At 67.7% G+C, this 24625-nt stretch carries 24 protein-coding genes; 9 read left to right on the plus strand and 15 right to left on the minus strand.

All coding sequences use genetic code 11. The annotated features are described in order from the left end of the window. Positions 1–13: 13 nt before the first annotated feature. Positions 14–1657, minus strand: coding sequence for an ATP-binding protein (locus ACO6D5_RS19735; protein ID WP_485826291.1), 1644 nt, complete (start codon positions 1655–1657; stop codon positions 14–16). A 148-nt stretch (positions 1658–1805) separates the two neighbouring features. On the opposite strand from ACO6D5_RS19735, the gene ACO6D5_RS19740 reads away from it, so the two are divergent. From ACO6D5_RS19740 to ACO6D5_RS19750, 3 genes are all read left to right on the plus strand, one after another. Next, positions 1806–2327: a sigma-70 family RNA polymerase sigma factor gene (locus ACO6D5_RS19740; RefSeq protein WP_485826292.1), complete on the plus strand. Its 522-nt coding sequence runs from the start codon at positions 1806–1808 to the stop codon at positions 2325–2327. Beyond that, positions 2324–3295 carry a FecR domain-containing protein gene (locus ACO6D5_RS19745; protein WP_485826293.1) on the plus strand — a complete coding sequence of 324 codons (972 nt, stop codon included), beginning with the start codon at positions 2324–2326 and terminating at the stop codon, positions 3293–3295. Before ACO6D5_RS19740 ends, ACO6D5_RS19745 begins: the two co-directional genes overlap by 4 nt. A 98-nt stretch (positions 3296–3393) precedes the next feature. Further along, the gene (locus tag ACO6D5_RS19750; RefSeq protein ID WP_485826294.1) at positions 3394–5868 is read left to right on the plus strand and encodes a TonB-dependent siderophore receptor; all 2475 of its coding nucleotides are present in this window, start codon (positions 3394–3396) and stop codon (positions 5866–5868) included. A gap of 21 nt (positions 5869–5889) precedes the next feature. Here ACO6D5_RS19750 and ACO6D5_RS19755 read toward each other — a convergent pair whose 3' ends face one another. The 3 genes from ACO6D5_RS19755 to acnA are packed head-to-tail and all read right to left on the minus strand — an operon-like array spanning position 5890 to position 10515. Beyond that, positions 5890–6945 carry a lactonase family protein gene (locus ACO6D5_RS19755; protein ID WP_485826295.1) on the minus strand — a complete coding sequence of 352 codons (1056 nt, stop codon included), beginning with the start codon at positions 6943–6945 and terminating at the stop codon, positions 5890–5892. 52 nt (positions 6946–6997) lie between these two features. Continuing rightward, on the minus strand, positions 6998–7894 hold the full coding sequence (locus ACO6D5_RS19760; protein ID WP_485826296.1) for a GntR family transcriptional regulator: 897 nt from the start codon (positions 7892–7894) through the stop codon (positions 6998–7000). Beyond that, a complete protein-coding gene (gene acnA / locus ACO6D5_RS19765) occupies positions 7891–10515 on the minus strand; it encodes an aconitate hydratase AcnA (RefSeq protein ID WP_485826297.1) in 2625 nt (874 codons plus the stop codon). The genes ACO6D5_RS19760 and acnA overlap by 4 nt, the downstream gene beginning before the upstream one ends. Positions 10516–10602: 87 nt before the next feature. On the opposite strand from acnA, the gene ACO6D5_RS19770 reads away from it, so the two are divergent. Further along, complete coding sequence (locus ACO6D5_RS19770; protein WP_485826298.1) at positions 10603–11586, plus strand: Bug family tripartite tricarboxylate transporter substrate binding protein; 984 nt, start codon at positions 10603–10605, stop codon at positions 11584–11586. A gap of 12 nt (positions 11587–11598) precedes the next feature. Here the strand turns inward: ACO6D5_RS19770 and ACO6D5_RS19775 are convergent, their stop codons facing one another. Beyond that, positions 11599–12213, minus strand: coding sequence for a TetR/AcrR family transcriptional regulator (locus ACO6D5_RS19775; protein ID WP_485826299.1), 615 nt, complete (start codon positions 12211–12213; stop codon positions 11599–11601). Between the two features lie 110 nt (positions 12214–12323). Here ACO6D5_RS19775 and ACO6D5_RS19780 point away from each other — a divergent pair, with 110 nt between their 5' ends. The 3 genes from ACO6D5_RS19780 to ACO6D5_RS19790 are packed head-to-tail and all read left to right on the plus strand — an operon-like array spanning position 12324 to position 15294. Beyond that, positions 12324–13379 (plus strand): sugar phosphate isomerase/epimerase family protein, encoded by a 1056-nt coding sequence (locus tag ACO6D5_RS19780; RefSeq protein ID WP_485826300.1) that lies wholly within the window; start codon positions 12324–12326, stop codon positions 13377–13379. Between the two features lie 17 nt (positions 13380–13396). Beyond that, positions 13397–14281, plus strand: a complete 885-nt coding sequence (locus tag ACO6D5_RS19785; protein WP_485826301.1) for an alpha/beta fold hydrolase — start codon at positions 13397–13399, stop codon at positions 14279–14281. A gap of 2 nt (positions 14282–14283) precedes the next feature. Then, positions 14284–15294, plus strand: coding sequence for an alpha/beta hydrolase (locus ACO6D5_RS19790; protein WP_485826302.1), 1011 nt, complete (start codon positions 14284–14286; stop codon positions 15292–15294). Here the strand turns inward: ACO6D5_RS19790 and ACO6D5_RS19795 are convergent. Continuing rightward, positions 15233–15862, minus strand: coding sequence for a 2OG-Fe(II) oxygenase (locus tag ACO6D5_RS19795; protein WP_485826303.1), 630 nt, complete (start codon positions 15860–15862; stop codon positions 15233–15235). The genes ACO6D5_RS19790 and ACO6D5_RS19795 overlap by 62 nt on opposite strands. Positions 15863–16015: 153 nt before the next feature. Here ACO6D5_RS19795 and ACO6D5_RS19800 point away from each other — a divergent pair, with 153 nt between their 5' ends. Continuing rightward, positions 16016–16708: an HAD-IA family hydrolase gene (locus tag ACO6D5_RS19800; RefSeq protein WP_315844730.1), complete on the plus strand. Its 693-nt coding sequence runs from the start codon at positions 16016–16018 to the stop codon at positions 16706–16708. A 24-nt stretch (positions 16709–16732) separates the two neighbouring features. On the opposite strand, the gene ACO6D5_RS19805 is transcribed toward ACO6D5_RS19800, so the two are convergent. Then, positions 16733–17515, minus strand: coding sequence for an SDR family oxidoreductase (locus ACO6D5_RS19805; RefSeq protein ID WP_315844729.1), 783 nt, complete (start codon positions 17513–17515; stop codon positions 16733–16735). Positions 17516–17663: 148 nt separating this feature from the next. On the opposite strand from ACO6D5_RS19805, the gene ACO6D5_RS19810 reads away from it, so the two are divergent. Next, positions 17664–18197 (plus strand): MgtC/SapB family protein, encoded by a 534-nt coding sequence (locus tag ACO6D5_RS19810; protein WP_315844728.1) that lies wholly within the window; start codon positions 17664–17666, stop codon positions 18195–18197. Positions 18198–18219: 22 nt separating this feature from the next. Here the strand turns inward: ACO6D5_RS19810 and ACO6D5_RS19815 are convergent, their stop codons facing one another. The 8 genes from ACO6D5_RS19815 to ACO6D5_RS19850 all read right to left on the minus strand — a co-directional run. Continuing rightward, on the minus strand, positions 18220–18966 hold the full coding sequence (locus tag ACO6D5_RS19815) for an SDR family oxidoreductase (RefSeq protein ID WP_315844727.1): 747 nt from the start codon (positions 18964–18966) through the stop codon (positions 18220–18222). Between the two features lie 41 nt (positions 18967–19007). Then, the gene (locus ACO6D5_RS19820) at positions 19008–19376 is read right to left on the minus strand and encodes a cupin domain-containing protein (protein WP_315844726.1); all 369 of its coding nucleotides are present in this window, start codon (positions 19374–19376) and stop codon (positions 19008–19010) included. A 98-nt stretch (positions 19377–19474) separates the two neighbouring features. After that, positions 19475–20284: an AraC family transcriptional regulator gene (locus ACO6D5_RS19825; protein WP_485826310.1), complete on the minus strand. Its 810-nt coding sequence runs from the start codon at positions 20282–20284 to the stop codon at positions 19475–19477. A 19-nt stretch (positions 20285–20303) separates the two neighbouring features. After that, the gene (locus ACO6D5_RS19830) at positions 20304–20690 is read right to left on the minus strand and encodes a VOC family protein (RefSeq protein WP_006222559.1); all 387 of its coding nucleotides are present in this window, start codon (positions 20688–20690) and stop codon (positions 20304–20306) included. A 54-nt stretch (positions 20691–20744) separates the two neighbouring features. Then, entirely contained in the window at positions 20745–21752 is a 1008-nt protein-coding gene (locus tag ACO6D5_RS19835; RefSeq protein WP_485826304.1) for a formylglycine-generating enzyme family protein, read from the minus strand. A gap of 103 nt (positions 21753–21855) precedes the next feature. Beyond that, positions 21856–22524: a DNA oxidative demethylase AlkB gene (alkB, locus tag ACO6D5_RS19840; RefSeq protein ID WP_485826305.1), complete on the minus strand. Its 669-nt coding sequence runs from the start codon at positions 22522–22524 to the stop codon at positions 21856–21858. Between the two features lie 2 nt (positions 22525–22526). Then, positions 22527–23237, minus strand: coding sequence for a 2OG-Fe(II) oxygenase (locus ACO6D5_RS19845; protein WP_485826306.1), 711 nt, complete (start codon positions 23235–23237; stop codon positions 22527–22529). 83 nt (positions 23238–23320) lie between these two features. Further along, the coding region (locus tag ACO6D5_RS19850; protein WP_485826307.1) for a phospholipase D family protein at positions 23321–24625 on the minus strand (1305 nt) is incomplete at its 5' end.

The raw sequence follows: 24625 nt of genomic DNA on the forward strand, positions 1-24625 counted from the left end.
TGGCCTGCGCGGCTTATCCGCGCATCAGCGCATGGACTTGGCGCGCCAGGTCTTCCAGCGCAAAGGGTTTGGGCAGGACGGGCTGGGCAGGCTCGACGACGGACGCGTCGACGGCGTCCATGCCCGAACCCGTCATGAGCAGCACTTTCAACCCTGGACGCAAGCGGCGCGCGGCCTCGGCGACTTGATGCCCGTTGATGCCGCCAGGCAAGCCCAGGTCGCAGATCAGCAGGTCCAGGGGTTCAGATGAGGCCAGGCGGCGCAAGGCTGCGGCGCCGTCGGCGGCCTCGGCCACCACGTAGCCCAGGTCTTTCAGGGACTCGGCGGCAACGGCGAGGACCGCGGCGTCGTCTTCCGCAATCAGGATGGTTACGCCGCGCACCGCGGCCGGGGGCGCCTCGAAGGCGGCCTGTTCCGCCGAGTCCATGGCGCCCTGGAAGCGGGGAAAGTACAGCGTCATCGCCGTGCCTTGCCCCAGGCGCGAACTGACCTGGACCTGGCCGCGGGACTGGCGCACGAAGCTGTAGAGCATCGACAGGCCCAGCCCCGTTCCATGGCCCGCCGCCTTGGTCGTGAAGAAGGGTTCGAAGATGCGCTGCACCGTCTCGGGCGCCATGCCGCAGCCCGTGTCCGTGACACGCAGCCGCAGGTAGTCTCCCGGCGCCAGCGCGCGCCTGCCCGCCTGTCCGGCATCCAGCGTGACGTTGCGCGTCGAGATGCCCAGCGTGCCTTGCCCCGGCATCGCATCCCGCGCGTTCAGGCACAGGTTGAGGAGCGCGTTCTCCAATTGGTGGATATCGACCCAGGCGGGCCACGCGCCAGGTTCGCAGGCAAGATCCAGCGTGATGCCCGGTCCGATGGTGCGTCGGACCAGGTCTTCCATGCCGGCGACCAGCCGATTGATGTCGGCGGCTTTGGCGTCTTGCGGCTGGCGGCGGGAAAAGGCCAGCAGGCGATGGGTCAGTGCGGCCGCCTTCCGGGCGCCGCTTTGGGCGACCTCGATGTGGCGTTCCAGGTCGTTGTGCCGTTGTTGGGCCAGCCGCATGCCCAGCAATTCCAGGCTGCCGGAAATCCCCATCAGCAGGTTGTTGAAGTCATGGGCCAGCCCGCCGGCCAGTTGGCCGACGGCTTCCATTTTCTGGCTTTGGCGCAAGGTGTCTTCCGCCAGCAGCAGCGCTTCGGCCTGGGCCCGCTCCGCATTGACCCGCGAAGTGGTCTCGATGACGGTGTCCATCATGCCGACTACCACGCCGCGCTCGTCGCGCACCGGGCTGTAGCAGAAGGTGAAGGTGGCGTCCTCGGCTTGGCCCGACCGCAGGATCTGTAGCGGATAGTCTTCGATGAAGGTGGCTTCGCCGGCGAACGCGCGGTCGGCGATGGGACCGATCATCGGCCAGGCCTCGCTCCAGATGTCACTGAACGGACGGCCCAGCGCATCCGGCTTGGTGCCCAGGATCGGCGTGAAGGCGTCGTTGTACAGCGTGATCAGTTCCTTGCCCCAGACCAGGCAGCACGGGAACCGGGACGACAGCACCATGCCGGCGGCGACGCGCAAGGCGCTGGACCAGGCCGTGATGGGCCCGAGCGGCGTCGCGGCCCAGTCGAAGGTGGAAACCCGCAAGCCCATCTCGCCGCAGCCGGCAAGGAATGAGGGCATGGAGGAGTCATTCTGCATGGTGGGTGCGACGATGGTCGAGGGTGGCTGATTTTATCCGACAGGGGGCCCGCCGCGGGAGGGTGGAACCATGCCGGGGATAAGATAAAATAAAAATCGTTCCCATTTACGCACTGCCCAGAGGTGTGCCTTGCCTCCATCCGATTTGCTGCCCGCCGACACCGTCACGAAGCTTTATCGTGACCATCACGGCTGGCTATCGATATGGTTGCGCAAGAAGCTGGGCAACTCGTTCGACGCCGCGGACTTGGCCCATGACACCTTCGTGCGTCTGATGAGCGGCCGCCGCAAGGATGGCGTGGGCGCCGAACCGCGCGCGCTGCTGACCCACATCGCCAAAGGCCTGGTGGTGGACCATTGGCGTCGGCGCGCGGTCGAAGACGCCTACGTGGCCGTGGTGGCGCAGTTGCCTGCGCCGGAAGTGCCGTCGCCGGAAACGCGTGCGCTGATCCTGGAAACGCTGCACGCCATCGACGCCACCTTGCGGACCTTGCCGGCCAAAACGCGCGAGGTCTTCCTGATGTCGCAGTTCGACGGCATGGCGTATGCCGACATCGCGCAGGCGCTGCGCGTGTCGCTGGCGACCGTCAAGCGGCACATGCAAAAGGCGCTGACGGCCTGCCTGATCGCTTATCAGGCCCACGAGGCATGAGCGCGGTGATCGACCCGGCGATCCTGGAAGAAGCGGCCGGCTGGCTGGTGCGCTTCCAATCCGAAACGCTGTCTGCCGCCGACCGCGCCGCGTTCGACCGTTGGCTGAACCGCAGCGCCGCGCATGGCGCGGCCTGGCAGCGGGCGGAGGACATGCTGCGGGGTTTTGGACAGGTGCCGCCCGCCATCGGGCGTGACACCCTGCGCCGCCTGGACCGTCCGGGCCGCCGGCAGGCCATCCGTGCGTTGGGCGCCTTGCTGGTGCTGGGGCCGGCAGCCTGGGCGGGATGGCGCACGCTGCCGTGGCGGGAATGGGCGGCGGACGTGCGCACCGCAAGGGGCGAGCAGCGCCATCTGGAACTGGCCGACGGCACCCGCCTGGTGCTGAACACGGCCAGCGCCGTCGATATCCTGTACACCCCCGCACAACGCGTGCTGTGGCTGCGTGCGGGCGAAATCCTGCTGACGACCGGCCGCGATCCCTCGCCGGTTCATCGTCCCTTCATCGTGCGGACCTCGCAGGGCACGATCCGTGCGTTGGGCACGCGTTTCATGGTGCGCGATGAAAGCGCCAGCATCCGCGTGGCGGTGTTCGACGGGTCGGTGGAAATCCAGCCGCAAGACGCCGGCGCGGCGGCCGTGGTGGTGCCGGCGGGCCAGCAGGCGGTGTTCAACGCCCACGAGGTCGAACCCCTGGCCGCGGCCGAGACGGCGGCCGCGTCCTGGGAGCAGGGCATGCTGGCCGTGCGCAACTGGCGGCTGGCCGATCTGGTGGACGAACTGGCGCGCTATCGCCGGGGCGTCCTGCGCTGCGATCCCGCCGTGGCGGGATTGCGGGTCTCGGGCGCGTTCCCGCTGGCCGATACCGACGGCAGCCTGCGCCTGCTGGAAAAGACCTTGCCCGTGCGGATCAGCCGGGTGACGCCGTTCTGGGTCACGGTCGCGCCGCGCGCCGCCGTTACAAATTAATCGCGGATCCGTTGACACTTTTTCCCGCTTCGTCCGGTGTACCGGGTGAATCGTCGCGACATGCGAGCGTCACCCAGCCCCCTACGAAGGATCGTTTCATGGTTTCCCGAATCTCCCGTTCGTCACGCCTGCCCCGCAGCCAGGCCGTCCCGTCGCCGCTGGCGGCGATGCTGCAGGCCGCCGGCATGGGATTGATGCTGCTGGCCGTGGCGGGTGCGCCCACGCCTGCCGCCGCCGCAGACGCGACCAGCGCCGGTTCGGCGGCCGCGCGCAAGTCCTACGCGATCGCCGGCGGCCCGCTGGGCGACGTGCTGGCCCAATTCGCAGCCGCGGCGGGGGTCCCGCTGTCGTTCGATCCAGCGCTGGTGGCGGGCCAGCACAGCGAAGGCCTGGCGGGCGCCTACACGGTGCGCGAGGGCTTTGCGCGCTTGTTGAGCGGATCGGGTTATGCCCTGGCCGAACAGGGGGCGGGCGCCTATTCCTTGCGCAAGCTGCCGCAAGGCGAAGGCGAGGCCGCGACGCTGCTGCCCAGCATCACGGTCGCCGGGTCGGGCGTCAGCGCGTCTGCCCTGCCGGCCGAATTCGCCGGCGGGCAGGTGGCGCGCGGCGGCCGCCTGGGGCTGCTGGGCAATCGCGACGTGATGGACACGCCGTTCAACGTGACGAGCTACACCTCGGAGCTGCTGGCCAACCGCCAGGCCGTGACCTTGGCGGACGCGCTGAATGCCGAACCCTCGGTACGCTTCACGGGTCAGATCGGCGGCGTGACGGACTCCTTCTACATCCGCGGATTCCCCATCGGCGAAGGCAACCTGGGCGAGATCGCGTTCGACGGCGTCTACGGCGTGGCGCCCAACTATCACGTCTTCACCGACTACATCGAGCGCGTTGAAGTGCTGAAGGGGCCCGCTGCGCTGCTGTACGGCATGTCGCCCAACAGCGGGGTGGGCGGGGTGATCAACATGGTGCCCAAGCGCTCGTTACCGCAGGACTTGACGCGCGTGTCCGCCGACTACGTGGGAGACTCGCAATTCGGCGCCCGGGTGGACCTGAGCCGCCGCTTCGGCAACGACGGCGAATGGGGCGTGCGCGTCAACGGCATGCATCGCCAGGGCGACACGCCGCTGGACAACCTGTATTCACGCACCGACATCGGCGCCTTGTCGCTGGACTATCAGGGCGAACGCCTGCGCGCGTCGCTGGACCTGCTGACGCAAAACGAAAAAGTCGACGCACCGACCCGTCCGTTCCTGATTGCCGCCGGCATCGACGTGCCGCGCGCCGCCGATGGCCGCCGCAATGCGACGCAGCCCTGGGGGTGGTGGAAGTCAGATGGCCAGTCTGCATTGCTGCGGGTGGAGTATGACGTCAGCGACCGCCTGACCGTGTTCGCCGACGCGGGCGGATCGGACACCGATGTGTCGCGCCTGTCGGACCAGACGCCCACCATCGTCAATAGCGCCGGCGACACCCTGGTCACGCCCAACAACTTCCGTTTCAAGGTGGAGCGCAGCACGTACAACGCGGGGCTGCGCGCCAAGCTCGATACCGGCCCGGTGCGCCATGCGGTCAGCTTCATGGGCTCGCTCTACAGCGACCGCAACCTGCAGGCCAGCGTGTCCGGCACGCCGTTGACGTCCAACATCTACCACCCGATCACGCGCCCCGAGCAGAACATCCCGGCGCCGGGCAACGTGCCCAAGGTGTCGTCGTCGGATCTGTCCGGCCTGGCGCTGGCCGACACGATGAGCATCCTGGACGAGCGCGCGCAACTGACGCTGGGCGTGCGCCAGCAGCGCATCGAGTCGCGCAACTTCAACGCCGCGACCGGCGTGCGCACCGTGAGCTATGACGAAAGCGCCACCACGCCGCTTGCCGGCCTGGTCATCAAGCCCTGGCACAACGTGTCGCTGTACGCGAACTACATCGAAGGCTTGAGCAAGGGCGACGTGGCGCCGGCCACCGCGTCCAACGCGGGCCAGGTGTTCAAGCCCTACAAGGCCAAGCAGAAGGAAGTGGGCGTGAAGGTGGATCTGGACGACGCGATGCTGACGTTCAGCGCGTTCGAGATCACCAAGCCCAGCGGCCAGCTCACCAACGGCGTGTATGGCGCCGACAGCGAACAGCGCAACCGGGGCCTGGAACTGAACCTGTCCGGCGAACCCGTGCGCGGACTGCGCCTGCTGGGCGGCGTCACCTACCTGGACGCCGAGCTGACGCGCACCAACAATGCCGCCACGGTGGGCAACCAGCCGGTGGGCGTGCCGAAGTTCTCGGCCAACCTCAGCGCGGAATGGGACACCCCGTGGGTGGCGGGCCTGACGCTGACGGGCGGCATGATGTACACGGGCCGCGAATACGTGAACCAGGCCAACACGCAGTCGGTGCCGTCCTGGACGACGTTTGACGTTGGCGCGCGCTATGCCACGAAGATCCAGGGCAAGGACGTGACCTTCCGCGCCAACGTCGTCAACGTGACGAACCGGGCGTACTGGTCGGGGGTGGCGTCGTACGGCACGGTATCGCAGGGCGTGCCGCGCACGCTGATGCTGTCGGCGTCGATGGACTTCTGATGGCCGTCCGCCGCCCGGCAATCAGGTGCGGCGGCGGGCGAACACCATGCACACGGGGCTGCCCACGCGCAGTTCGTAGCCATCGCGCGCCAGGGCGCCATCCTGCGGATTCACGCGAAAGCGCACCAGCGTATCGCTGTCTTCGTTCAGCGCGAACAGGAAGCGGCCGTCGGGAGACAAGGTGAAGAAGCGCGGCGTCTTGCCGCCGGATGGGGCGTGTTGCACGGGCGCGAGGCGGCCATTGACCGGGTCGACGCGGAACACGGCGATGCTGTCGTCGCCCCGGTTCGACACGTACAGGTGGCAGCCGTGCGCATCCAGCGAAATGCCGGCGGCGCGGCTGTTGCCCGTATAGGTGTCGGGCAGCGTGGGTAGCACCTGGAAGGGCTGCAACGTGCCGGCGGCCAGCGTGTAGGCGGCCACCGTGTTGTCCAGTTCATTGACGACGTAGAGCCAGCGGCCTGCGGGGTGGAAGGCCGCGTGCCGGGGGCCCGCGCCTTCGCGCGTGTCGGCGACGTTTGCGGGTTCGGCGCTGATCCCTCCCTCTTCCAGGGCGTAGAGGAACACGCGGTCCAGGCCCTTGTCCGGCACCACCACATAGCGGCCGGACGGATCCACCAGGTTGTAGTGCGGTTTGGCGAAGGGCTGCTCTTTGCGGTGCGGACCGGGCTCGCCGGACAGGGGCACCGTCTGGGCCACCGGCGCCAACGCGCCGTCGCCGTCCACGGGCAGCACGGCCAGCGTGCCCGTCAGATGGTTCGACACCATCAGGTAGCGGCCGGACGGCCCCAGCGCCAGGTGCACGGGGTTGCGGCCTTCGCAACCCTGTTGCCGCCACGGCGTCAATGCGCCGCTGCGGGGATCGCGATGCAGGGCGCTGACTTCATGGCTGTCGCCATGCACCGTATACAGCACGGGCAGCGTCGGATGCGGCAACAGATAAGAGGGGTTGACCAGGCCGCCGACGACTTGCGTCAAGGCCAGCGTGCCGGTTTCCTGGGCGTAGTCGAAAACGCTGATGCCTTCGCCACGGGCATGGCGTTCCCGCGTGGTGCGGGAACCGATATAGACGTGCATGGAACGATCCTCGGCTTGAAAAGAAAGCGGCCATGCGCGCCAGGCGCCGGGCCTAGGAAATCAGGATGCCGCTGATGCGGGCCAGGTTGTCCAGCGTGCTGCGCAGATGGCTGGACAGGGCGGCAGCGGCGTCTTCGTTGCGTTCGCGCTCCAATAGGTCCAGGATGGCCAGATGCTGGTCGCAATGTTGCTGGTAGCGGCTGCGGTCCTGCATGGACCGGTACGACAACAGACGGCGGACCCGGTTGACGCGCTTGATCGTGTCGATGAAAAACGGGTTGCCGGACGCTTCCACCAGCGACTCGTGAAACCGCACGCCGCGTTCATGCAGCTGGTCGGCGGTGTCGGTCGCGATACCGCCGTCCAGCAGATGCTTTTCCGCGGCGCGGCAGCGTTCGATCACGGCTTTTTCAATGCGGAACGACGGCTCAAGCAACGCCGCGGGTTCCAGCGCCAGGCGCAGCCGGTACGACTGCAGCAGGCTGTCGGGCGTGGTCATCATGGACGAGAATTCCCAGCCGTAGCCGGGCCGCCGCTGCGCCCAGCCTTCTTGCGACACGCGGGCCAGCAACGCCTGCGTCTGCGCGTTGGTCAGCGCATAACGCACGCGCAGCTGGGCCTCGCTGCATTGCATGGGCAGCTCGCCGCGCAGCAGTTCGTCGGCCAGCTTGAAATAGCTCTGCGTCACGATGTCGTCCGTGGACGGCGGAGCCAGGGCGGCGTGCGCGTCCGGCAGGGCGTCGAAGTCCTGCTGCAGGAAATAGCCGCGGTTTGGCCGGCGCGCCACGATGCCGTGCTGCTCCAGCACGCCCAGGGCGTCGTTGACCGGAGAGCGCGACAGCCGCAGCCGGTCGGCAAGCTTCTGCGCGGTCAGGTGCGAGCCGCCGGGCAGGCGGTCCTGCCGGATCAGGTCCAGGATCTTCGTGACGGTATTGGTTTGCGCGCTCATGGGGGCGAGGAGGGCTGGAGGGTATCCGATAGGATAGCGGGAATGACGCCGCCCATCCGCAACAAACGCACCTCCAGCTGGGTCTCGACGGCGGCGGTGGCGGCCAGCGCATCGACGCGGCCGTCCGCCCGCAGGATGCGTACCGGCACGGCGATGCGCGGCGCGAGGGTGTCGGCCGGCGCGTCGATCTCGATGCGGTCGCCGGACTGCACGCGCAGCGTGGCGGGCGTGACGCCTTCGGGCAGGCGCAACGGCAGTATGCCCATACCGATCAGATTGGACCGGTGGATCCGCTCGAAGCTGACGGCCAGGACGGCGCGGATGCCCAGCAGGCGCTGGCCCTTGGCTGCCCAGTCGCGCGACGAACCCGTGCCGAAGCGCGCGCCCGCCAGCAGCACCACGGGCTGCTGTTCCTGGCGGTAGTGTTCGGCGGCTTCCCAGATCGGTTCCACGCGGCCGCTGCCCGCATGCCGCGTGTGGCCCACGGGCGCGTCCGGACAGAGCAGGTTCTTCAAGCTCTTGCTGTAGAAGGCCGCGCGCATCATCACTTCCCAATTGCCTCGCCGCGACGCGAACACGTTCAGGTCGCGGCGGTCGTCGCCGCGCGCCACCAGGAAGTCCGCAATCAGGCTGTCTGGCGGAATGGCGCTGGCGGGCGACAGGTGGTCGGTGGTCACGTCGTCGCCCAGCACCAGCAACGGATGCGCGGCATAGCGGCCCAACTGGCCGGCCGCCTGCATCGAGGCGAACGGCGGACGCCGCAGCGCGGTGGAAGCCGGGTCCCACGGAAAGCGGGGCGTGTCCGGTGATTGCAGGGCCTGCCAGGCCGGGTTGGCGCTGGCGATCTTGAAGGCGGCCTGGAAATCGCCGGGCCGCAGGCCCTGGGCCAGCGCGGCGTCGATCTCGGCCGCGTCCGGCCACAGGTCGCCGAGGTACACGGCGCGGCCATCGGCCGCGGTCTGCACCGGTTCCTGGCTGAGATCGCGCTCGGCGTCCCCGGCCAGCGCGAAGGCGATGACGAGCGGGGGCGACATCAGAAATCCCAGGTCCAGGTCGGGGTGGATGCGGCCGGTGAAATTGCGGTTGCCCGACAGCACCGCTACCGGGTGGATCGCGCCGGCGGCCATGGCGTCCTGCACCGCGCCGGGCAGGGGGCCGGCGTTGCCGATGCACGTGGTGCAGCCGTAGCCCACGATGTCGAAGCCGACCGCGGCCAGATCGTCCAGCAGTCCGGCGCGGGCCAGGTAATCGGCCGCGGCGGGCGAGCCGGGGCCAAGCGACGTCTTGACCCAGGACGGCACGCGCAAGCCCGCCTGGCGCGCCTTGCGGGCCAGGAGCCCGGCCGCCATCAGCAGGCGGGGATCCGACGTGTTGGTGCAACTGGTGATGGCAGCGATGGCGATGGGGTGGCGGGGCAGCCCGCTGTCGGCGCCCGGCGCTGGCGTGAAGTCCAGCGCCGACAACAAGGCGCGGGTCTGGCCGTAGGGGTGCAGGTCTTGCGGCCGCCTGGGGCCGGCCACGTGCATCTGCACGCGGTCCAGCGCGATCTCGATCACGCGGGTGTAGCGCGGCGAGGCCTCGGGATCCAGTGCGATGCCGGCGCGTTCGGCATAGGCGGCGACACGTGTGATGTGGGCTTCCGTGCGGCCCGTCTGCCGCAGGTAGGCAAGCGTTTCGCCGTCGATCGGAAAGTAGCCGGTCGTGGCGCCGTATTCGGGCGCCATGTTCGCGACCACGCATCGGCTGCCGGCCGACAGCGTGCTGACGCCTGGACCGAAGAATTCCACGAACTCGCCCGAGACGTCGATGGCGCGCAGCCGTTGCGTCACCGTCAATGCCAGGTCGGTGGCGGTGACGCCCGCCGCCAACGCACCCGTCAGGCGCACGCCGATCACGTCCGGTATGCGCAGCAGCGTGGGCATGCCGAACATCACCGTCTGCGCCTCCAGGCCGCCGACGCCCCAGCCCAGTACGCCGATGCCGTTGACCATCGGCGTGTGGCTGTCGGTGCCGATCATCATGTCGGGGTGCAGGGCGCCGGCGTCGCCTTGGCAGACCACGGTGGCCAGTTGCTCCAGGTTGATCGTGTGCATGATGCCGGTGCCGGGCGGGTGGATGCGCACGTTCGACAGGGCCTTGGATGCCCAGCGCAGGAAGCGGTAGCGCTCGGCGTTGCGCCGCAATTCCAGGTCCAGGTTGCGCGTGGCGGCATCGGGCTGCGCATAGGCCTCGACGGCTAGCGAATGGTCCACCGACACGTCGACCGGCAGCACCGGATTCAGCACGGCCGGGTTCACGCCGGCCTCGGCCAGGGCGTCGCGCATCGCGGCGATATCCACCAGCGCAGGCGTGCTGGTGGTGTCGTGCATCAGCACCCGGCCGGGCTGGAAGGCGATCTCGGCCTCGCTGGTGCCGTGCGCCAGCCAGCCGAACAGCGCGCCGACCGCGGCGTCGCGTTCGTCGCCCTGCATGTTGCGCAGCGCGTTTTCCAGCAGCAGGCGCAGCACGACGGGCAGGCGGAAATAGTCGGCGCCGAACGTGGCGGGCAGGTCCAGGCAGGTGTAGGCGGCCCCGTCCAGCGTGAAGCGGGCGTGGCGCAGCAAGGCATTGGTGTTTTCCATAGCTGCCAGTTTTGCATATTGCATCTATAAAATGCAATTAAGTAAAAACCCGGCCGCCATCCGGACAGGCCGACCAGGAGACAGACCATGCCCCGAATCCGATTGCTTGCCGCCGCCCTGCTGACGGCCGCGGCCCTGGCGCCATTCCCTTCCACCCAGGCCGCCGACGTCGGCCGGCCGGTCAGCCTGATCGTGCCGTTTGCCGCCGGCGGCGGGGTGGACGGCATGGGCCGCCTCTTGGCCGAACGCCTGCGCAGCGAAATGCCGCAAGGCGTGGTGGTGGAAAACAAGCCCGGCGCCAGCGGCATGCTGGGCGCGCAGACGGTGGTCCGGTCGGCGCCGGATGGGTCGACGATGCTGCTCGGGTCGGCGGGCGAAACCGCCATCAACCCGCTGGTCTTCAAGGGCAAGATGCAATACCAGCCGGACAAGGACCTCGCGCCGATCGCGCTGGTCGCTCGCGTGCCGAACGTGCTGGTGGCCAACCCCAAGCTGCCGGTCAGCAATGTGGAGCAGTTGGTGGCCTACGGCCGGGCGCACCCGGACAAGCTGACCTACGCGACCAGCGGGGTGGGCAATCCGCAGCATCTGAACGGCGAGCTGCTGCAGTCGCTGGCGGGGATCAAGATGGTGCATGTGCCGTACAAAGGGGCGTCCGCGCAACTGGTGGACGTGGCGGCGGGCAGCGTGGACCTGACCTTCGTCAGCCTGGCGGGCGCATTGCCCTTCATCAAGAGCGGCAAGGTCAAGCCGCTGGCGGTCACGTCGGCCACGCGCGCCTCGTTCGCGCCGGACATTCCTGCCGTGGCCGAATACGCGCCGTTAAAGGACTACGCGCTGGAGAACTGGTTTGGGGTATTCGTGGCGGCGGGCACGCCGGCCGATGTTCAGCAAAAGCTGGCGGCCGCCATCGGGCGCGCCTTGCAAGACGATAAGTTCGTGGCCAGCATCCGCGAGCTGGGCGGCGAAGTGCAGCCGATGAGCCAGGAAGAATTCCGCGCCTTCATCAAGGCGCAGACGGCGGTATTCGCCAAGGTCGTGGCCGATGGCCACATCACGGCCGAAAACTGAGAGCGGTGCGCGCTAGGGGCGGGAAAGGCCCTGGCGCAACACCGCATCCAGCGCGCCAAGCGCCGGCGGGATGATCGCCAGCAGGCGCGCTTTGCCCACGCCGTCGCGCGCCTGCACCGACAGGCCATGCAGCACGACAGCGTAGTAGTCGCCCAACGCCTGCACGTCCGTGCCGGGCTTGAGTTCGCCGCTGTGCACGGCGGATTCAAGCCGGTCGATGATGCCTTGCGTGCGGGCCTTGCGATGCGTGGTCAGCCATGCCATGACGCCTTCGTTCTCGGCGGCGTAGTTGGTGGCGGCGCTGACCACCATGCAGCCCTGCGGCCGGCCACGCCGGGTGTAGGTCAGCACCGCGTCGGTCAGCAGCGTTTCGATGGCGCTACGCACGCCGTCGGCGGCCTCGAGCGCCTTTTCGGCAAACCCGCCGTCGCCCGCTTCATAGCGCGCCACGGCTTCGCGAAACAGGTCCTGCTTAGACCCGAAGGCCGCGTACAGCCGCGCCGACGCCAGTCCTGTCGCCGCTACCAGATCCGCCATCGAGGTGCCTTCATACCCCTGTTTCCAGAACGCCAGCATGGCTTGCTGAAGCGCTAGGTCGCGGTCGAATTCTCTGGGTCTGCCTGCCATCACGGTCTCGGTGAAATGATCTGGATGCAGTGTACCGCCCGCCATCGCATTTGCATCGATTTCGTTTTTCGCCTATTCTTTGTAGATCGACAAACAATTAAGGATTCGATATGAAGACCATCAAAGGACCCAGTCTGCATCTGGCGCAATTCAGCGACGCCGCGGCGCCCTTCAACAGCTTGCCGGCCATCGCGGAATGGGCGGCGGGCGTGGGCTTCAAGGCCTTGCAGATTCCGGCCTGGGACCAGCGCTTCTTCGATGCGGAAACGGCGGCGGCCAGCCAGGACTATTGCGACGAAGTCACCGGGACGCTGGCGGCCCACGGGCTGGTCGTCAGCGAACTCACCACCCACATCTTCGGCCAGTCGCTTGCCGTGCATCCCGCCTACGACGCGATGGTCGACAACTTTGCGCCCGAGCAAGCGCGCGGCAATCCTCAGGCCAGGACGGCCTGGGCAAAGCAGGGGCTGCTGAATTCGGCCCGCGCCTCGAAGCGCTTGGGCCTGACCGAGATGGGCACGTTTTCGGGGTCGTTGGCGTGGCCCTACCTGTTTCCGTTCCCGCAGCGTCCCGAGGGCCTGATCGAGACGGCGTTCGATGAACTTGCGAAACGCTGGCTGCCGGTGCTGGACGCCTGCGACGAGCAAGGCGTGAACCTGTGCTTCGAGATCCATCCCAGCGAAGACCTGCATGACGGCATCACGTTCGAGATGTTCCACGAACGCGTTGGCGGCCACGCCCGCTGCGCCATGCTGTTCGACCCCAGCCATTTCGTCCTGCAGCAGCTGAACTACCTGGAATACCTGGACATCTACAAGGACTACATCCGCATGTTCCATGTGAAGGACGCCGAGTTCAATCCCACGGGCCGCCAAGGGATCTACGGCGGCTACCAGTCGTGGATCAACCGGGCCGGGCGCTTCCGTTCGCTGGGTGATGGCCAGGTGGATTTCAAGTCGATCTTCTCGAAGCTGGCGCACTACGACTATGCGGGCTGGGCCACGCTGGAATGGGAGTGCTGCCTGAAAGACCAGGAAGCGGGCGCGCGCGAAGGCGTGGAATTCATCAATCGCCACATCATCCCCGTCACCGCCAAGGTGTTCGACGATTTCGCTGGCGCCGCCATCGACAAGCAACAGATCCACGCCCTGCTGGGCATCGCGTAAACGCAGAGCCTTCCATCATGACGCATCAAACCGAAGCCTTCTTCACCGCCGCCGACGGCGTGTCGCACCAGTACCCGCTTATCGACGGCAACCGCATCCATTGCGCCATCGCGGGCAATGGGCCCCCTGTCTTGCTGATTCCCGGCTGGCCGCAGACGTGGTTCACCTGGCGCCACATCATGAAGTCGCTGGCGGCGGCGGGCTACACCGCCATTGCCGTGGATCCGCCCGGCACCGGCGACTCCGGCCGCCCCGCCCAGGGCTACGACACCGGCGCCGTCGCCAGCGTGCTGCATCGTCTGATGGGCCAGTTGGGGCACGCCACCTATCAGGTTGTCGGCCACGACATCGGCATGTGGGTCGCCTACGCGATGGCCAGCGATTTTCCGGCTGCGGTGCGCCGCCTGGCGCTGACCGAAGCCGTCATCCCGGGCCTGGCACCCGCGCCGCCGATATTCGTGCCGCCAGAAGAGAACATCTTCCTGTGGCACTTCCTGTTCAATCAGCTGCAAGACCTGCCGGAAACGCTGATTGCGGGACGCGAGCGCGCCTACCTGAGCTTCATCTTCGACAAGTGGTCGCATCGGCGCGACCGGGTGGCGGCAGAGGTGTACATCGACGCCTATTCGGCCCCGGGCGCATTGCGCAGCGGCTTTGCCTACTACCGGGCCATACCCGAGACCATCCGCCAGAATCAGGAACGGTCAAAGGCCCGCCTGCGCATGCCCACGCTGGCCATCGGCACGGAACACGCGACCCGGGACGCTCCGCTGATCACGATGCGCGACAACGCCACCGACCTGACCGGCGTCATCATTGCCGACTGCGGGCATTTCGTGACCGAAGAATGCCATGAGGCGTTCTCCGAACACCTGCTTGCCTTCCTGTCGAAAGAGGATTGAACGTGTCCCTCGATCCTCGTATCAACGCCTTCCTGACGCGTTTGTCCAGCGCATCCGCGCCGCTGGTGCTGGAAGATATCCGCGCCGCAACCGAAACGGGGCTGCGGGCGCTGCAGGGCACGGCCGAGGCCGTGGATGCCGTGACCGACCACGAGGCGCGCTGCCAGGACGGGCATCCGTTACGGATCCGCGCTTACACGCCGGCCGGCCTGGCGCAGCACGATGCGCTGCCCGCGATCGTGTTCGCGCATGGCGGCGGCTGGTTCCAGTGTTCGCTCGATCTGTACGACAACCCTTGCCGCGCGCTGGCCAACGCGACGCAGTGCAAGGTGTTTTCGGTGGACTACCGGCTGGCGCCCGAGAACAAGTTTCCGGTGCCGGCCGAGGACGTCTATGCCGGACTGCAATGGGTCAGCGCGAATGCCGTGGGGCTGGGCATCGACGCCTCGCGCCTTGCGGTCTGCGGCGATAGCGCTGGCGGCAACCTGGCTGCGGCCGCCGCGATCATGGCGCGAGATCGCGGCGGGCCACCCATTGCGCATCAGTTGCTGATCTACCCCGTGATGGACCATGCCTTTTCGACGCAGTCGTACCAGACCTATGGACGCAACTTCTTTCTGACCGAAGAGATCATGCGCTACTGCTGGTTCACGTACCTCGTCAACGAGGCGGATGGGGCATCGCCCTACGCATCGCCGCTGCGGGTGCAATCCGTGAAAGGCCTGCCGCCCGCCACTGTGCTGGTCAGCGAGTACGACCCTCTGCGGGACGAGGGCGAAGCCTACGCGCAGCGGCTGCGCGACGGCGGCATCGCGGCGCAGGACCATCGCCTGCCGGGCATGGTGCACGCTTGTATCCACATGCTGGGCCTCACGCCGGCGGCCAGGCGCTTGTTCGACCTGGCGGGGCAGGCGATGCTGGCCGCGCTGGGGGCAGGCGATACGCCCGTGGCTACGGGATGTCGTGCAGCAGCACCTCCAGGCCGATCCGTTGGCCAGCGCGCACCCGGCTGACCGCCTGCCGGGAGGTGACCCGATAGATGTCGCGCGCGCCTTGGACCGGGCGATGCGATACGGCGATCACGGCCGCGTCGCCCAGGTCCAGGGGCAGCACCATGGGACGCGACTGCATGCGCGGGCGCTGTTCGGTCATGACGAATTCGCCGCCGGCGAAGTCGGCGCCGGGGCGCGACAGCAGGGCGACGAGTTGCAGGGGAAACACATGCGTGCCGTCGGCATGCTGAATCAGCGGCTGATACGCGTCCGCGGCCAGGCGATGCAGCGCTGTCAGACGCCGCGGCTGCCCCGCATCGCGGTTGCGTTGGATCCAGGCGGAGAAATCGTCGGGGTATGTCTCGTCCTGTTGCAGGGCGGCGGCCCAGGATCGCGCGACAGGCAGCAATTGCCGGTACAGGTCCGCGCGCAGCGAATCGAATGCAGCGGCGTCAGCGTCGGCCCGCGCCAGCCACCGCGCCGCGTCCTCCTGGAAAAAGCCGGGCAGCAACGCCCAGCCCTCGGCGTCCAGTTGGCGGGCGATAAGGTCCCAGTCGTAGCGGGAAAGCGGGGCGTGGTCGGGCGTCATGGCGGGGCTAGGCGTTCTGGGCATCACAGGATAGGGGCGCGCGGCGCGTCCGCCACTCCGTTGCTTGCTTGCGCGGCTGCGGGGCGCGAGGCCGCGCCCAGGAGCCTTGAAGTATGCTTGTGGGCTTCATGAACCCATTCTATGCCGCCCGCAATGACTGATTTCCCTTTTGACGCCGTGCTGTTCGATTGCGACGGCGTGCTGGTTGATTCCGAACCGATCACCAGCCACGTGCTCACCCAGATGCTGAACGAATTGGGGTGGGACATCACGCATGACGAAACGATGCGCATCTTTACCGGGAAGGCCGTCAGGGACGAACTGCCGCTGATCGAGGCGCGCACCGGCGTCAAGCTGGGCCCGGAGTGGTTCGACGCGTTCCGCCAGCGCCGCAATGCCGCGTTGGACCGCGACCTGCTGGAGATCCCCGGCGCGCCGGACGCCGTGCGCGCGCTGCATCAGACCCTGGACGGACGCATTGCCGTGGCCTCGGGCGCCGACCGCCGCAAGGTGGAGCTGCAATTGGCGAAGGTGGGCATTGCCGAGTGCTTTGACGGACGCGTGTTCAGCGGCCATGAAATGCCGCGCAGCAAACCGTTTCCCGATGTGTATCTGGCCGCCGCCCAGGCGCTGGGCGTGGATCCCAAGCGTTGCGCGGTCGTGGAAGACACGGTCACGGGCGCTACCGCCGGCGTGGCGGCGGGCGCCACGGTGTTCGGCTATAGCCCGGACGCCAACGGCCACAGCGGGGCCGAGGCCTTGCGCGGCGTGGGCGTGGCCCACGTGTTCACCGACATGAAGCAACTGCCCGCGCTGCTGGCGGGCTGGCAGGCCGGCGCGCGCTAAGCGCCGCCGGCATCCCGCGCGCGCCTAGCGCGCGTGGTTGGCGTATTGCTCGCCGCCATCCAGGTCGATCACGGTGCCGCTCAGGTAGCCGGCGCGCGGAGACGCGCCGAACACGATCATGTCGGCCACTTCCTCGGGTTCCATCAGACGGCCGAACGGCAGGTCCGACAGCGTTTCCTGCCACCGGCTTTCATCGCCCCAGCGGGCTTGCGCGCGTTGGCGCGCCAGCGTCAGGACGCGGTCGGTGCGGGTGCGCGACGGGTTCACGCCAAACACGCGCACCCCGTGGCGCGGCGCGTCCCCGCCCAGGGCGCGGGTGAACGCGATCAGCGAGGCATTGGCCGAGGCGCCGCAGATGTAGTCCGCACGCGGCGCGGCTCCGGCCATGCCGATGATGTTGGCGATGACGCCGGCGCCCGCTTCGCGCATCGCGGGGTAGTAGTGGCGGGCCAGATTGATGTAGCCGTGCACCTTGAGATCCCAACCGGCGCGCCAGCGTTCGTCCTGCACCTGGTCCAACGCGCCGCCGGGCACCGCGCCCGCGTTGTTCACCAGCACGTCGATAGGGCCGGTGTCCTTGGCCAGCTTTTCCGCGGCGCCAGGCAGGGCCAGATCCAGGGCCACAGCCTGCGCGGCGCGGCCGGTCTGCTCACGGATGGCGGCGGTGGCCTGATGCAGCGCGGCGTCGTCGCGCGCCACCAGGATCGGGTCCGCGCCTTCGCGTGCGAAAGCCACGGCGCACGCCAGGCCGATGCCCTTGGACGCGCCCGTGATGAGCACGCGTTTTCCTGCCAGCTGCAAATCCATGAAGCGCTCCTGTCGATTCGCGCCTGCCTGTGCGGCGCACGCTTAGGTTGTAAACCACTTACCGGCGGCATGCCAGCCTGAAGGCGCCATGGCGCATCGGGGCACGCGCCTGCTATGCTGAAACCACCTGTGCCACAAGGAAGCGGCGATGTCGGAAATCTGGCTGGAAATCTGGACCACCGTGCGGAGTGAATTCGCGGATATTCCTGATGTGGGCGAAGCCACGCGCATCGTGCTGCGGCTGGGCATGGCCGTGATATTGGGCGGCCTGCTGGGCTATGAACGCGAACGCAGCGGCAAGGCCGCGGGCCTGCGCACGCACATGCTGGTGGCGCTGGGCGCGGCGATTTTCGTGCTGGTGCCGCTGCAGGGCGGCATGCAGGTCGGTGACATCAGCCGGGTGTTGCAAGGCGTGATCGCAGGCATCGGTTTCCTGGGCGCGGGCGCGATCATCAAACTGAGCGACGAGCGTGAAATCCGCGGGCTGACCACATCGGCCAGCATCTGGATGACCGCCGCGATCGGCGTGGCGGCGGGCATGGGCCGCGAGGCCACGGCGCTGGTCAGCACTTTGATGGCGCTGTTCGTGCTGGCGGTGCTGCGGCGGGTCGAGGCGCGCATTTCGTCGCGGCAGGAAAAGAACCTGATCACCCCCGGCACGAAGTCCGGGGGGAATGCCTGACGGCGGTCGCCCGCGCGGCTGGTCAGCTGCCGCCGGAGACGTCGATGAACGAGCCGCTGGTATAGCCGGCTTCGTCCGAGAACAGCCACAGCACCGCGCCCGCCACCTCATCCACCGAGCCGCCCCGGCGCAACGGGATCACGTTTTTCAGCCGGTCCACGCGACCGGGTTCGCCGCCGCTGGCGTGCATGTCGGTGTAGATGGTGCCGGGCCGCACGCCGTTCACGCGGATGCCCTCCGGCGCCACTTCCTTGGACAGGCCGATCGTCAGCGTATCCAGCGCGCCCTTGGACGCGGCGTAGTCCACATATTCGTTGGGTGAGCCGAGGCGGGCGGCGGCCGAGGACACGTTGACGATGGCGCCGCCCTGGCCGCCATGCCGCGGCGACATCCGCCGCACGGCCTCGCGGGCGCACAGGAAGGCGCCGATGACATTGGTGGACAACACGCGAAGCAGGCGGTCGGCATCCATGTCGTCCACGCGCATCTGCTTTTCCAGGATGCCGGCGTTGTTGACCAGCGCATCCAGGCGGCCCAGCCGGTCATCCAGCGTGTGGAACATGCGCAGCACCTGGTCTTCTTGCGAGACGTCGGCCTGGATGGCCAGCGCCTGGCCGCCTTCGCGCCGGATCTCGGCCACGACGGCTTCGGCGGCGTCCGCGTGGGTGCGGTAGTTGACGCCGACCGCATAGCCGCGGCGGGCAGCCAGTTTGGCGACGGCGGCGCCGATGCCGCGGCTTGCGCCAGTAACAAGCATGACTTTGGACATGGTTTTCTCCTGCATGGCTGCCACGTTAGCAGAACGCAGGTTCAGATCCACACGTCGTTCGGGGCGCTGCGCGCGCCGCCCTCGTCGCCGGTGTTCACGACGCCACAGGGCTCCACCAGCATCAGGTGGGCTTCTTCCTGCGCGCAAGGCTTGTGCTCCACGCCCTTGGGGATGACTGTCATGTCGCCCGGCCCCAGGTCGATGTGGCCGTCGCGCAGTTCGATCCGGAGCCGGCCGCTGACGACGATGAACGTTTCGTCGGTGTCCGCATGGCTGTGCCAGACGAAATCGCCTTGCACCTTGACCACCTTGAACTGGTAGTCGTTCATCTGGGCGATGACCTTGGGCTGCCAGTGCTCGGAGAATAGCGAGAGCTTGCCGGCGATATTGATGGAGGATATGGGGGACATGGCGGGGCCTGAACGAGGGAAGACGTCTGCAGCATAGGGCGGCAGCGCATGCGCCGTCTTGTACGTTCTTGCAGGTTTTCCGTGCCGTACGGCCGAGGCTAGCTGTGCAGCATCCGCCGCCAGCGGTCGGGTGTCATGCCGTAGGTCTGCACATGGCGATGCGTCAGGTGGCTCTGGTCGGTGAAGCCGGCGCCGGCCGCGGCGTCCGCCAGCGGCTGGCCGGCTGCGATCAGCCGGCGGGCCAGGTCCAGGCGGCGCAACATCACGTAGCGATAGGGGCTGGTGCCGAACAGCGCGCGGAAGTCGCGCGACAGGCGCCAGCGGTCGTTGCCCGCGGCCTGCGCCAGCTGGTCCAGCGTGATGGGCTGGCCGAGCGACGCATGGATGAACTGCCGGGCGCGCTCCGCAGCCGGGTAATCGGCCGTTCGGCGTCCTGGGGGGCGGCCTGCGGCGGCGCACAGCGCGTGGGCCAGGTCGTAGAGCGCGTCGTCTTCCTGCAAGGGGTCGATTGCTGCCCGGGTACATTGCAGCAGCGCCTCGCTGGCGGCATGCAGCCGCGGGTCGGCAGAGATGCCGCCCGCGATGAACGGCAGCGGCCGGCCGCCCAGGATCTGCTGGATCAGCGCGGGTTCGACATAGATCATGCGGTAGTGGAAACCGGCTTCGGTGCCTGCCTGCCCGTCATGCGGCTCGTCGGGATGCAGCACGATGGTGCCGCCCGGCAGGCTGTGCCGGCACGAGCGCCGGTAGTGGAAACTTTGCACGCCCGACAGCGTGCGCCCGATGGCGTACGTGTCGTGGCGGTGCATGTCGTAGCCATGACCTCCGAAATAGGCCTCGATGCGCTCCACATGGCCCGAGGGCGCGGCACGCAGTATCCAGTCCTGCTTCGGTTTGGCCAAGGTCATGGCGGACATGCGGCAGGGGTTACTTCTTCACCTGCACCAATACGAACTCGTTGCCGTACAGGTCGATGAAGTGGGCGTAGACGGTGGTGTCGTCATGGACGGGCTCTTTGGTGAAACGCACGCCCCGTGCGGCGAACTTGCTGTGGTCGCGTACGACGTCGTCGGTGTAGAACACGCCCACCGGCTGGCCGCCGGTCTGGTCGCCCACGCGGTCGCGTTGCGCCTGGGTCAGGGCTTGCAGCAGCCAGACGCCGACCGCGGGCTGTTCGGGCAGGCGCAGGTGCACATACCGTTGCTGGCCCACGGGCATATCGACGAACACCTCCATGCCGAGCTTGTCTTGGTAGAAAGAAATGGCGGTGTCGTAGTCGTTCACGAGAAGGACGAGACGGCCCAGCGAATGCATGTCAGGACTCTCTTTGAGGTTAAGCGTGCGGCTATGCTAACCCGTCGCGGCGCTTTACCGGCTGTCGGCCTCCCGCAACAGCCGCAGGCCCACGAGCGGGTAGCGTGTTTCCTGGGTGTTCCAGTTGCGGTAGGACGACCGGGTATAGAGCGCCCAGGTGTGCCAGGAACCGCCCCGGCGCACGCGCACGTTGCCGCTGTCGGGGCCTTGCGGATCGTCCGTGGGCGAGTGCGCGTAGTAGTCCTCGCCGTACCAGTCCGCCACCCATTCCCAGGCGTTGCCGTGCATGTCGTACAGGCCGAAGGCATTGGGCGCGTAGCTGGCCACCGGTGCGGTGAAGGTGTAACCGTCGTGGCGCGCCGAGGCGAACGCCTGCCATTTCGGCCACAGCGGTTCAGCGTCGGCGTCAAAGCCGTTGCCGGCATCGGGCATGCCCGCCGGGTCGTCGCCGTTCTGGTAGCGGGTGCGCGTGCCGGCGCGGCAGGCGTACTCCCATTCGGCTTCGGTGGGCAGCCGGTAAACGTGGCCTTCCTTCTGGGTCAGCCAGCGGGCCAGTGCCTGGGCGTCGTTCCAGCTGATGTTCACGACGGGGTGGTCGTCGGTCTGGGCAAAGCCAGGGTTGCGCCAGGAGTAGCGGCGGTCGCGGCCTTCGAAGGCGTCGCCGCGTTCGGACTTGTCGGGATCGTAGGCGGCGTTGTAGCCATAGCCGCCGGTGCCGTCGGCCTCGGACTCGGGCACGTACCCGGAGGCTTCGATAAAGCGACGGAACTGTCCGACGGTGACTTCGGTGCGTTCCAGGTAGAACGGCCGGGTGATGCGCACGGTATGCACCGGCGCTTCGTCGAACAGCTGCGCGAAGCGGTCCTTGGGATATTGCGGGTAGTCGCGCGCCAGCGCCTCGGGCGATTCGTCGCTGCCCATCTGGAACGCGCCAGCGGGAATGGCGACGAACACCATGCCCAGCGTATTCTCGATCAGCGCGGGCGGCTGGGCGGCGGGGGCCGCCGGCAGCGGGGACGGCAACAGGAAACTGGCAAGCAACAGGCAGGGACGGATACGCATGGAGAGTCGCAGGCGCGGACGCGCAGGGCCAAGGGTGCGACATAGTAGGGCGGCCGCGTCCGGACAGCCAGACGCGGGGAACCCGCATATGGGCCTTTGCAGTTCAGCCTGCCTTGCGCAAGGTGAAGTTGATCCGCCGGCTGCCTAGCCTGGGATGCGGCAGGTCTTTCATGGGCATCACGCCGTGATAGCGCAGCCGGTCCACGCCGCCCCACACGACCACGTCGCCATGCAGCAAGGGCACGCGCACGGTCTTGTCCGGGCGTTCGTTGCCGCCGAACAGGAAGACGGCGGGCATGCCCAGCGATACGGACACGATGGGCGCGCCGTAGTCGCGTTCATTCCTGTCCTGGTGCAGCGACAGCCGCGATCCCGGCTCGTACTGGTTGACCAGGCAGGCGTCGGGCGTAAAGCCGGGAAAGCCGGGAAAGCCGGCCTCGGCCGCCGCAGCCTGCGCCAGTTGCAGGAAGGCCGAAGGCAGGTCGGGCCAGGGCAGTCCGGACAGCGGGTCGATGCGCGTATAGCGATAGCCGTGCGCATCCGTCGTCCAGCCCCACTGCCCGCAATTGGTCAGCGCGACCGACATGGTGTAGCCCCCCGGCGTCTGCATGTGCCGGAAGGGGGACTGTGCGGCGACGGTGTCCACGCCTTGCAGCAGCGCCTCGGCAAAGGGCAACGCAAACCCGCGCAGCACGAAGGATTGCGGCCCGATCGCTTCGCGTCCGCTTTGCGCGGTGTCGTCATCGCCAAACAAGTCCAAAGTCGTCGCCATGATCATTGGGCGTCGTGGAAGATCAGGCCCAGCGTGTGGCGCCGGCCTCTGCGCAGTGCGCTGACGCCGTGCCGCATGGCGGTCTTGCGCCAACCACGCGCGCCGGGCACCGGCCGCTGGTTCACCGTGAAGATCAACGCGTCGCCTTGCCGCAGCGGCAGCACCTGGGCGCACTGTTCGCGGCTGCTGGTTTCCGTCATCACGAATTCGCCACCCGTGAAATCCAGGCCGGGGCGTGACAGCAGCACCGCGACCTGCAGCGGGAACACGTGTTCGCCGTACAGGTCCTGATGCAGGCAGTTGTAGTCGCCGGGGCCGTACTCCAGGATCAGGGGCGTGGGACGGCGTTGGCCGGCGTCATGGCAGCGCTGCAGGAAGGCCGCGTGGTCGGCGGGATACTGCACATTGACGCCCAACTGCCGGTTCCAGCGGTTTGCGATCGGCGCCAGTTGCGGATACAAGGCGGTGCGCAGATGCTGCAGCAACGGCGGCAACGGATAGGAAAAGTACTTGTATTCGCCGCGGCCGAAGCCGTGGCGCGCCATCACGATTCGGCTGCGGTAGCCGTCCGCGGCCGAGTAGCCAGCCGCCAGCGCCGCGCATTGGGCGGGGGTCAGCAGGCCGGGCGCGATGGCATTGCCGTGCGCATCCAGCGACTCGGTGATCCGGGCCCAATCCAGGTCGGGCAGGGGGGCGGCAGGCAGCATGTCCATGAGGCCAGGGCAGGCAAGGCGTAGAAGAAAAACCCAGTCTACGCCTGCGCGGCCCTAGGCGAACTCCGCTTGTTGCGCCGGGTTCACAGCAGCGGCTCCAGCGGCAGCAGTGATACGAACCAGACGGAAAACCGCTTCCAGGCCGTCGTGCCCGGTTCGGTATCGTGGCGGATCGTTTCCCCGTTGCGCTGTTCCAGCCAATACAAGTCGCCTTTGTCGTCCAGGCAGACGCGGTAGGCCACCTTGGGCAGGTCGTTCTTGAAGGCGTCGGCGATACGGCCCGCCAAGGTCGGGCTGTCGATCACAAAGCCCAGTTCGGTATTCAGCTTGGCCGAACGGGGGTCGAAGTTGAACGACCCGACGAAAATGCGTTGCCCGTCTACTGCAAAAGTCTTGGCATGCAGGCTGGAACCCGAGCTGCCGAAGGGCCCCATGCTCTTGTTGCGCTCGACCTCGCCCGCCATGCGTTTCATTTCGAACAATTCCACGCCGGCTGCCAGCAGGTCCTTGCGGCGCTTGGCATAGCCGGAATGCACGACTGCGACGTCGGTCGCTTCCAGCGCATTGGTCAGCACCTGGACCTTGACCCCGCTTTCGGCCATCTTCGCAAAGGCTTCCGTACCGGCGGCCGTGGGCACGAAATAGGGCGACACCAGTTCCAGGTCGGTCGCGGGCGTGCCGATGATTTCATGCAGCTGGTGCGGCAGCATCGCTTCGGGCGGCGCGGTGCCCAGCGTCTTGCGCGGGTCGTCGCTGACCATGCGGGTGTTCGCCCATTCCAGGGTCAGCTCGCCTTGCAGCAATTGCCGGATGAAAGGCAACTGCTTCATGGCGTCGGCATAGGCGGCGGCCTCCGGCGACCGTTCCACCTTGCTGGCGCGCGCCTCCAGCGCTTGCAGCGCGCCCGGTTCGGGCTTCTTCAGCAGCCGGTCCACGGGGTAGGCGGATTCGCTGGCCCAGTACCGGTCGAAATCCATCGACACGTCATTGACTGCCGCGCCGATCGCCAGCACGTCCAGGTCGGTGAACAGCACGCCGTTGGCGGCGCCGAAGTATTCGTCGCCAACGTTGCGCCCGCCGATGATGGTGGCCTGGTTGTCCGCGGTGAAGGACTTGTTGTGCATGCGCCGGTTCAGGCGGCTGAAGTCCGTGACGTAGCCCAAGGGCTTGGGCCAGCGCAGCACAAAGGGGTTGTACAGGCGGACTTCGATATTGGGGTGTTCGTCCATCGCGGCCAGCACCGTGTCCAGGCCCGACGTGCCGTTGTCGTCCAGCAGCAGCCGCACGCGCACGCCCCGGTCGGCAGCGGCGTGCAGCGCTTCCAGCAGCATCGTGCCCGTCATGTCGTCGTGCCAGATGTAGTACTGCACATCCAGGCTGCGCTCGGC

Source organism: Achromobacter sp., assembly GCF_057314935.1.